The sequence below is a fragment of the Actinomadura sp. 7K507 genome (assembly GCF_004348425.1).
Classification (GTDB): Bacteria; Actinomycetota; Actinomycetes; order Streptosporangiales; family Streptosporangiaceae; genus Spirillospora.
The window spans coordinates 1-2,408 of sequence record NZ_SMKK01000475.1 but is presented as its reverse complement, the minus strand read 5'-3'; the positions used below and the strand labels follow the sequence as shown (position 1 = coordinate 2,408).

Here is a 2,408-nt window from a genome sequence, read left to right as displayed (position 1 = left end):
AGCCGACGGCCCCGCGGAAGGCCCCCGTCCAGGACGACGACGCCTTGTTCAGCATCACCGAGGCCGCTACTGCCGCAGCCGGCCTCGGTACCCGGATCGTCACGTCCGACCTGTTCTCCGAGCAGCGCCGGTTCGTCCGGAAGGCGCCGCCGGACGAGGAGGTCGCGGCGCTGATCGACGAACTCGTCGACGCGGGCGGGAAGTTGCCGACCGGGCGGGCCGCGTCGCTCGTCGGGCAGCCCGCGTTCCGGATGCCGGGCTATGTGTCCACGGTCGGGCGGCTGCTCAACGTCGACGGCTACCAGGTCATCAGCGAAGGGGACGGCGGTCGCACCGTGGAGCTCAACGTCGGCCTGCTGACGCTGCAGTTCCTGGAGGGCTGATGGACGTCACCGGAGTGAGTCCGGCACGGCGCCGGGAAGTGATCGACGCACTGCGGCGCGGCACCGTCCCGCATGCCGGGCTCGACCTGTTCGCGGTGGGGCTGGAGCGGTTCGGGAACGCGCTGGACGAGGAACTGTCCGCGGTCGCCGCCGAAGGGGCGGTGTTCAAGGCCGTACGCGGAGAGTACGGCTCCGGGAAGACGTTCTTCGCACGGTGGCTGGCCGAGCGGGCGAAGCGGCGCGGGTTCGCCGTCACCGAGATCCAGATCTCCGAGACCGAGACTCCGCTGCACCGGCTGGAGACGGTGTACCGGAGGCTGGTGGAGCGGCTCGCCACGTCGTCGCACCGGCCGAGCGCCCTGCGGGACGTCATCGACGGCTGGTTCTACACGCTGGAGGAGGACGTCCTCGCGGCGGGCTCCGTCCCCTCCGCTGCGGATGGGATGCCCGACCCCGACGCCCTCCAGCGGGGCGTGGACGAGCTGCTCGAACGGCGGCTCGCGTCCGTCGCCCGGACGACGCCCGCGTTCGCCGCCGCGCTCCGCGCCTACCGCAGAGCGGCCGTGTCGGGCGACGCGGCCACTGCCGAGGGGCTCATCGCGTGGATCGGCGGCCAGCCCAACGTATCCGCGGCGGCCAAGCGGACCGCCGGCATCAAGGGCGACCTCGACCATTTCGGAGCCCTCGGTTTCCTGCAGGGGCTCCTGGCCGTCCTGCGCGACTCCGGGCATCCGGGCCTGCTCATCGTCCTGGACGAGATCGAGACGCTGCAGCGGGTCCGCAGCGACGTGCGGGAGAAGGGCCTCAACGCCCTCCGGCAGCTCCTGGACGAGATGGACGGCGGCCGGTTTCCCGGCCTCTACCTGATGATCACCGGCACGCCCGCGTTCTACGAGGGGCATCAGGGCGTCCAGCGGCTCCCGCCCCTCGCGCAGCGGCTCGCGACCGACTTCGGCGACCCGAGGTTCGACAACCCCCGCGCCGTGCAGATCCGTCTGACCGGCTTCGACCTGGACAAACTGACGCGGCTCGGGAGCCGCGTCCGTGACCTGTACGCCGTGGACGCGGACCCGCGCGTCACGTCGCTGGCCGACGACGCCTACGTCGGCGATCTGGCGCGGGCCGTCACGGGGGAACTGGGCGGGCGGACCGGCATCGCGCCGCGGATCTTCCTGCGCAAGCTCGTCGAGCAGGTCCTCGACCGGGTCGACCAGTTCGACGAGTTCGATCCGCGCCGCCACTATTCGCTCACCCTGTCGCCCACGGAACTGTCCGATGTCGAACGCAACGCCTGGCGGCAGCGCGCCACCGACGCCGACGACGTCGAACTCGACCTGCCATGAGCATCGGCGCGCTCCACCCGTCGCTCGCGCACCACATCGTCAACGGACTGGGCTGGACGGCGTTGCGTCCACTGCAGGACGAGGCCGTCGCGCCGCTCATCTCCGGCGAGGACGCGCTCCTCCTCGCACCGACCGCGGGCGGCAAGACCGAGGCCGCTCTGTTCCCGCTGCTGACGAGAATGACGGCCGAGTCCTGGGACGCACCGTCACTGCTGTACCTCGCACCGCTCAAGGCGTTGCTCAACAACCTTCTGCCGCGGCTGGAGACGTATGCGGGCTGGCTCGGCATGCGCGCGGCGGTCTGGCACGGCGACGTCACCGGCGGGCAACGCGCCCGCCTCCTGCGCGAACCTCCTGAAGTGCTTCTGACCACGCCCGAGTCGCTCGAATCCATGCTGGTGAGCACGAAAGTGGACCATCGCCGCTGGTTCCGCGGGACAGGGGCCGTCGTGGTCGACGAGGTGCACGCCTTCGCCGGCGACGACCGGGGCTGGCACCTGCTGGCCGTCCTGGAACGGCTGGCGAGGCTCACCGGCGGGCCGGTTCAGCGCGTCGGCCTGTCGGCCACCGTGGGGAACCCGGAGGCGTTGCTGAGCTGGCTCCAGGGCTCCTTCCGCCGCCCCGCCAGCGTCATCGCCCCCGGCGTGGACGTCCCGGCCCGCCCGGACAGCCACCCGGTCTT

2 protein-coding genes and 1 pseudogene are annotated in these 2,408 nt (G+C 71.8%); all 3 read left to right on the top strand.

Features of this window, described 5'->3' with window-relative positions; genetic code table 11:
• Positions 1-383, top strand: a pseudogene (locus tag E1285_RS46335) (BREX-2 system phosphatase PglZ); the annotation flags it as partial.
• Positions 383-1,726, top strand: coding sequence for a BREX system ATP-binding protein BrxD (gene brxD, locus E1285_RS44550; RefSeq protein ID WP_132160945.1), 1,344 nt, complete (start codon positions 383-385; stop codon positions 1,724-1,726). The pseudogene E1285_RS46335 and the gene brxD, both read left to right, overlap by 1 nt.
• Positions 1,723-2,408: DEAD/DEAH box helicase (locus E1285_RS44545; protein WP_132160944.1), on the top strand; the 686-nt coding region annotated here is incomplete at its 3' end. The genes brxD and E1285_RS44545, both read left to right, overlap by 4 nt.